The sequence below is a fragment of the Rhodoferax sp. genome (assembly GCF_023701345.1).
Classification (GTDB): Bacteria; Pseudomonadota; Gammaproteobacteria; order Burkholderiales; family Burkholderiaceae_C; genus Rhodoferax.
Map to the genome: position 1 here is coordinate 1 of NZ_JAMPXE010000151.1, position 7,098 is coordinate 7,098.

Sequence of the window (7,098 nt, forward strand, 5' to 3'; positions counted from 1 at the left end):
AACCTCGGCTCGCCGTTCAAGGTCTTGGTCAAAGGCTGGTTGATGAAATTATGTAGAGGTCAGATCAATGCATGGTATGGATTTGCCAATGACAGACAGCTCGCTGGAGACGGCAACTGCCCATAACTGTGAGCTGTGCATAAGGGTCTTTTGCGCTCACCCGCCAGGCCACCGAAATCCTCACCTGTAGTGAGCCGCCAGCGGTTCTTGAGCCAGAAGCATCTGTAAATAATCAAGCCGAAAAAAACCCACCACAGCCGAAGCTGGGTGGGTTTTGGAGTTCAAGGAAATACTGATTTCAAGGCTGCCAGCCCTTGATGCTGGCAGCCCCCTCTCTGGTTAACGGCTGTAGGCCGTTTCGCCGTGCGATGTGACATCCAGACCTTCGCGCTCATGCTCTTCAGACACACGCAGACCAATCGTCAGGTCAACAATCTTGAAGGCAACGAACGACACCACGCCAGACCAGATCACGGTGGTCAGCACGGCCTTGGTTTGCACCCAGACTTGCGAGGCGATGGAGTAGTTCTCGGGTGTCACCATGGAAGCAGTCACCCAATCGGCCACATAGCCAGGGCCGCCCAGTGCCGGGCTGTTGAAGACACCGGTCAGAATGGCGCCCAGGATGCCGCAGACACCGTGCACGCCAAAGACGTCGAGCGAGTCGTCAGCGCCGAGCAGTTTCTTCAGGCCGTTCACGCCCCACAGACCGGCGAAGCCCGCCAGGAAACCGATGATCAGTGCACCGCCGATGCCCACGTTGCCGGCAGCCGGGGTGATCGCCACCAGACCGGCCACACAACCGGATGCCGCACCCAGCATGGAGGCCTTGCCACGCATCAGCGTCTCGCCGATGCACCAGGCCAGCACAGCGGCGGCAGTGGCGCCAAAGGTGTTGATGAAGGCCAGTGCGGCAAAGCCATTGGCTTCCAGCGCCGAGCCTGCATTGAAGCCAAACCAGCCCACCCACAGCAGTGATGCGCCAACCATGGTCAGGGTCAGGTTGTGCGGGGCCATCGACTCCTTGCCGTAGCCAATGCGCTTGCCCACCATGTAGGCGCCGACCAGACCGGCCACAGCGGCGTTGATGTGCACCACGGTGCCGCCGGCAAAGTCGAGCGCGCCAGTCTGCCAGAGGTAACCGGCCTTGGCATTGAGGCCATCCACCAGGTCGGCGGCGGTGTAGGCGTCAGGGCCCATCCAGAACCACACCATGTGGGCAATCGGGGCGTAGCTGAAAGTGAACCACAGCACCATGAACATCAGCACGGCAGCAAACTTCATGCGCTCGGCAAAGGCGCCCACGATCAGTGCGCCGGTAATGCCGGCAAAGGTCGCCTGGAATGCGGCAAACACAATCTCGGGAATGACCACGCCCTTGCTGAAGGTGGCGCCATTGGCAAAAGTGCCCGCAGCGTTGTCCCAGACCCCGGCCATGAAGAGCCGGTCAAAGCCGCCAAAGAACGCGTTGCCCTCGGTGAAGGCCAGGCTGTAGCCGTAGATGAACCACAGCACCACGATCAGCGAGAACGTGACCATCACCTGCATCAGCACCGACAGCATGTTCTTGGATCGCACCAGGCCGCCATAGAACAGTGCCAGGCCAGGCACGGTCATCAAAATGACCAGCAGGGTGGAAACCATCATCCAGGCGGTGTCGCCCTTGTTGGGCACCGGGGCCGGCGCGGCCTCTGCGACGGCAGGTGCGGCGGGCGCAACTGCGGGTGCGGCAGCGGGGGTCTCAGCCGGTTTGGCCTCGGCCATGGCTGCCATGGGAGCAGCTTCGGAGGCGGCTGGCGCCGCTGCAGGGGTTTGCGCCATGACGGTGCTGCCAAGCAGCAGACTCAAACCCAGGGTTAAGGAGGCAAGTAGTTTTTTCATGTTGGTACTCTCTCGTATCTGGTTGTTAGAGCGCTTCAACGCCGGTTTCACCGGTGCGAATGCGGATGACCTGCTCGATGGGGCTGACAAAAATCTTGCCGTCGCCGATCTTGCCGGTGCGGGCCGCGCTCTCGATGGTCTCGATCACACTCTCGACCAGCTCGTCGGCCACGGCGGCCTCTACTTTGACTTTGGGCAAAAAGTCCACCACGTACTCGGCACCGCGGTAGAGCTCGGTGTGGCCTTTTTGACGACCAAAGCCCTTGACTTCGGTCACGGTGATGCCCTGCACGCCGATGCCGGAGAGCGCTTCGCGCACCTCATCGAGCTTGAAGGGTTTGATGATGGCGGTAACAAGTTTCATGCAGACTCCTTGGATAGGTAAACGTCATTGATGCCGGATGATTGAGGCTTCATAAGCCACCCAACGGTTAAATGGACAGGTTTGTTAAGCAGGGTTCATGCCAGCCGCTTTTCCAGCCATGTCGCTGCGACTGTTGCCCTGCTTGCGGCACTTTGCGCTAAGATGTCTGTATAAATAAACAGTTTGCACCATAATGGTGCGTATTTTGTTTGCCTGTTGGCGGTAAACGCACTTTTTTTATGTGAGGTTACGCCATGAGTTTGTCTTTGGTGCAGAGCCGGGCCTTGTTGGGGCTGGAGGCCGCAGCAGTCACCGTCGAGGTGCATCTGGCCAATGGGCTGCCCAGTTTCACGCTGGTCGGACTGGCTGACGTGGAGGTCAAGGAGGCGCGTGAGCGGGTGCGCTCGGCCTTGCAAAACTCTGGGCTGGAGTTTCCCTCCAACAAAAAAATCACGGTCAATCTGGCACCCGCCGACCTGCCCAAGGATTCCGGCCGTTTTGATCTGCCGATCGCGCTGGGCATCCTGGCGGCCAGCGGCCAGATCGATGCCGGCAAGCTGGCGGGTTATGAGTTTGCCGGCGAGTTGTCGCTTTCGGGCGAACTGCGCGCGGTGCGCGGCGCGCTGGCCATGAGCCTGGCACTGCACGCCAGCCATGTTGTGACCCGGCTGGTGCTGCCGCCGGGCAGCGCCGAAGAAGCCGCACTGGTGCCTGACGCACAAGTCTACCGAGCGCAGCATTTGCTGGATGTGGTGCAGCATTTCCTGCCGCAGGCAGCGGATGCGCCCGCGGTTGAGCCCGCCAGCGGCTGGAGCCGTGTCAGCGCGGTGACGCACATGCAGCCAGCGCACTACCCCGATATGGCCGATGTCAAGGGCCAACTGGGTGCCAAACGGGCGCTCGAGATTGCCGCCGCCGGTGGCCACAGCCTGCTGCTGACGGGGCCGCCGGGCTCGGGCAAGTCGATGCTGGCGCTGCGTTTTGCCGGCCTGCTGCCGCCCATGACCACCGATGAGGCGCTGCAAAGCGCCGCCATTGCCAGCCTCGGCGGGCGTTTTGCGCTGGCGCAATGGGCGCAGCGGCCGACCTGCCACCCGCACCACACCGCCAGTGCCGTGGCGCTGGTGGGTGGCGGCTCGCCACCGCGACCGGGTGAAATTTCGCTGGCGCACCATGGCGTGCTGTTTCTCGACGAATTTCCGGAATTTTCGCGCGCCGCGCTGGAGGCCCTGCGCGAGCCGCTGGAGACCGGGCGCATCACCATTTCCCGGGCGGCGCGGCGCGCCGATTTCCCGGCCCGGTTCCAGTTGATCGCGGCCATGAACCCCTGCCCCTGCGGCTATCTGGGCTCAACGCAAAAGACCTGCCGCTGCACGCCCGACCAGGTGGCGCGTTACCAGGGCAAGCTCAGCGGCCCGCTGATTGACCGTATCGACCTGCATGTGGACGTGCCCGCCGTCGCCAGCAACGAATTGATGCAAGCGCCAGCCGGTGAGTCCAGCACCGACATCCGCGCGCGCTGCATGGCGGCCCGTGAGCGCTCGATGGCGCGCCAGGGGGTGAGCAACCAGGCCTTGCAGGGGCGGGCGCTGGAGCAGCATTTGTTGCTGGACGAGGCGGCGGCCCAATTCCTCACCGTGGCGGCGGCCAGGCTGGGCTGGTCGGCACGCAGCACGCACAGGGCGCTCAAGGTGGCGCGCACCATCGCCGACCTGGCCGGTGCCCGCAGCACCCAGGTCACCCACGTGGCCGAGGCCATGCAGTACCGGCGGGCCTTGCGTAGCAGCTAAAGCATGCCATCCAGCCGTTTTGATGCTGCCGTTGTGCTGCACCTGTCGTTGGCGCAGCGCCCGTGTTTGCGCCAGGCCAGGCCGGCGTCGTCAGGGTTCAGCGGCTGACGCCGGGTGCCGGGGCGCGCGCCACGGCAGGCTCTGACGCGCGCAGCTGAACCGCCCGGGGTGCGTTGGCCGACGTGCCACTGCTTTGCGCTGCAGGTGCCGGTTGCACTGGGGCAGCTGTTGTGACCGGGCCGGTGGCGGCGCTGTCAGCCGTTGCCGATGCATGGGCTGCGGGCTCGGTGCTGGCGGGCAGGGCCGGCGAACGCGCTTCCTGGGGCTGCGTCTGGCTGCGGATCAGCATGGCACCCATGGTCAGCACGATGGCCATGACGACGGCCACCGCGCCCCACAGGGTTTTGCTGCTGCCTGTTCGGGCTGGGGCACTGCGTGGTTTGGCCATGGATGACTCCTGATCTTCCGGGATGTCACAAATTGGGTGCCAGCAGGCGCTGCAGATCGCGCTCGTTCATGCCGCGCCGCGCTGCCAGGTCCTTGAGCTGGTCATCACCAATTTTGCCGACGTTGAAATAGGTGCTGTTCGGGTGGCCGATGTAGAAGCCGCTGACACTGGCCGCCGGGCTCATGGCCAGGCTTTCGGTCAGCGTCATGCCGATCTCTTCACACTGCAGCAGCTCGAACATGTCTTTTTTCACGCTGTGGTCGGGGCAGGCCGGGTAACCCGGCGCCGGGCGAATGCCCTGGTATTTTTCGGCGATCAGGTCGGTGGCCGCCAGCGCTTCATGGGACGCGTAGCCCCACAGGTCGGTGCGCACCTTTTTGTGCAGGCATTCGGCGAAGGCTTCGGCCAGCCGGTCGGCCAGCGACTTGAACAGGATGGCGCTGTAGTCGTCATGGGCGGCCAGGAACTGCGCTTCTTTTTTCTCGCTGCCGATGCCGGCGGTGACGGCAAAGACACCGACATAGTCCTTGATTGGCGCGCCTTTTGAGTCCGCGGCAAGCCTGGGCGCGACAAAGTCGGCCAGACAGCGGCTCGGGCGCATGACGCCGTCGATCTCTTCCTTGGCCGCCTGCTGGCGCAGGCCGTACCAGGTCATGGTGACGGTGTTGCGGCTCTCGTCCGTATACAGCGCGATGTCGTCGTCGCTGACGCTGTTGGCGGGGTAAATGCCAAGCACGCCATTGGCCGTCAGCCAGCGGCCCTCGATGATTTTCTTCAGCATGGCCTGGCCATCGGCATACACTTTTTTGGCCTCGGCACCGACCACCTCATCGTCCAGAATCGCCGGAAACGGCCCGGCCAGGTCCCAGGTCTGGAAGAACGGGCCCCAGTCGATATATTGGGCCAACTCAGCCAGGTCGAAATTCCTGAAGACACGCCGGCCAATGAATTTGGGTGTGGTGGGCTGGTAGCCGGACCAGTCCACCGGCGTCTTGTTGGCACGGGCTTTGGCCAGTGGCCACAGCGGGATCTGCTTCTTGTTGGCGTGCTGCTGGCGCACGCGCGCGTAGTCGGTGTCGAGTTCTTGCACGAACGCCTGCGCGCCCTCGCCCAGCAGGTTTTGCGCCACGCCCACGCTGCGCGAGGCATCGGGCACATAGACCACCGGGCCTTCGTAGTGCGGCGCCACCTTGACGGCGGTGTGCACCCGGCTGGTGGTGGCACCGCCAATCAGCAGCGGGATTTTTCGGATGCGAAAGTAATCGTCTTTCTGCATCTCACCGGCCACGTACTGCATCTCTTCCAGGCTCGGCGTGATCAGGCCCGACAGGCCGATGATGTCGGCGCCCTCGGCCTTGGCGCGCGCCAGGATCTCGTGGCAGGGCACCATCACGCCCATGTTGACGACGTCAAAATTGTTGCATTGCAGCACCACGGTGACGATGTTCTTGCCGATGTCGTGCACGTCGCCCTTGACCGTGGCAATGATGATCTTGCCCTTGGTCTGCACGTCGCGTCCTGCCGCTTCATCGCGCAATTTTTCTTCTTCGATGTACGGAATCAGGTGCGCCACCGCCTGCTTCATGACGCGCGCGCTTTTCACCACCTGCGGCAAAAACATCTTGCCCTGGCCGAACAGGTCGCCGACGATGCTCATGCCGGCCATCAGCGGGCCTTCGATCACATGCAGCGGCCGCCCTCCCTTGGCGATGATTTGCTGGTAAGCCTCTTCGGTGTCTGCCACGATGAAGTCGGTGATGCCGTGCACCATGGCGTGGCTCAGACGCTGCTCCACGGTGACCGGGTGCTCCGGCGTGCCGCGCCACTCCAGCTTTTTGCTCTCATCCTTGGCCCCGCTTTTGGCAGTTTCGGCAATTTCCACCAGCCGTTCACCGGCATCGGGGCGGCGGTTCAGCACCACGTCTTCGACGCGTTCGCGCAGCTCGGGCTCCAGGTCGTCGTAGACGCCGACCATGCCGGCGTTGACGATGCCCATGTCCATGCCGGCTTGAATAGCGTGGTACAGGAACACGGTGTGGATCGCTTCGCGCACCGGGTCGTTGCCGCGGAAGCTGAACGACACATTCGACACGCCACCGGACACCTTGGCGCCCGGCAGGTTTTGCTTGATCCAGCGCGTGGCGTTGATGAAATCGACCGCGTAGTTGTTGTGCTCTTCAATGCCGGTGGCGATGGCGAAGATGTTGGGGTCAAAAATGATGTCTTCGGGCGGAAAATCGACCTCGTCGACCAGAATGCGGTAAGCGCGCTCGCAGATCTGGATCTTGCGCTCATAGGTGTCGGCCTGGCCCTGTTCGTCAAACGCCATCACGACCGCAGCGGCGCCATAACGGCGCAACAGCCTGGCATGCTGCTTGAAAGCGTCCACGCCCTCCTTCATGCTGATCGAGTTGACCACCGCCTTGCCCTGCACGCAGCGCAGGCCGGCCTCGATCACGCTCCATTTGCTCGAATCAATCATCACCGGCACGCGCGAGATGTCGGGCTCGGAGGCAATCAGGTTCAAAAAGCGCACCATGGCGGCCTGGCTGTCGAGCATGGCCTCGTCCATGTTGATGTCGATGATCTGGGCGCCGTTTTCGACCTGCTGGCGC

5 protein-coding genes are annotated in these 7,098 nt (G+C 63.0%); 1 reads left to right on the forward strand and 4 read right to left on the reverse strand.

Annotated elements, in window-relative coordinates:
- Positions 1–339: 339 nt before the first annotated feature.
- Both amt and glnK read right to left on the reverse strand, forming a co-directional pair.
- On the reverse strand, positions 340–1,881 hold the full coding sequence (amt, locus tag NDI87_RS15460) for an ammonium transporter (protein WP_296276342.1): 1,542 nt from the start codon (positions 1,879–1,881) through the stop codon (positions 340–342).
- Between the two features lie 25 nt (positions 1,882–1,906).
- The gene (glnK, locus tag NDI87_RS15465; RefSeq protein ID WP_296276343.1) at positions 1,907–2,245 is read right to left on the reverse strand and encodes a P-II family nitrogen regulator; all 339 of its coding nucleotides are present in this window, start codon (positions 2,243–2,245) and stop codon (positions 1,907–1,909) included.
- Positions 2,246–2,499: 254 nt separating this feature from the next.
- Between glnK and NDI87_RS15470 the strand changes: the two genes are divergently transcribed.
- Positions 2,500–4,035 (forward strand): YifB family Mg chelatase-like AAA ATPase, encoded by a 1,536-nt coding sequence (locus NDI87_RS15470; RefSeq protein ID WP_296276344.1) that lies wholly within the window; start codon positions 2,500–2,502, stop codon positions 4,033–4,035.
- Positions 4,036–4,132: 97 nt separating this feature from the next.
- Here NDI87_RS15470 and NDI87_RS15475 read toward each other — a convergent pair whose 3' ends face one another.
- Together NDI87_RS15475 and metH are read right to left on the reverse strand one after the other, a co-directional pair.
- Positions 4,133–4,483 carry a hypothetical protein gene (locus NDI87_RS15475; protein WP_296276345.1) on the reverse strand — a complete coding sequence of 117 codons (351 nt, stop codon included), beginning with the start codon at positions 4,481–4,483 and terminating at the stop codon, positions 4,133–4,135.
- Positions 4,484–4,508: 25 nt separating this feature from the next.
- A partial coding sequence (metH, locus tag NDI87_RS15480) for a methionine synthase (protein WP_296276346.1) occupies positions 4,509–7,098 on the reverse strand: 2,590 nt, incomplete at its 5' end.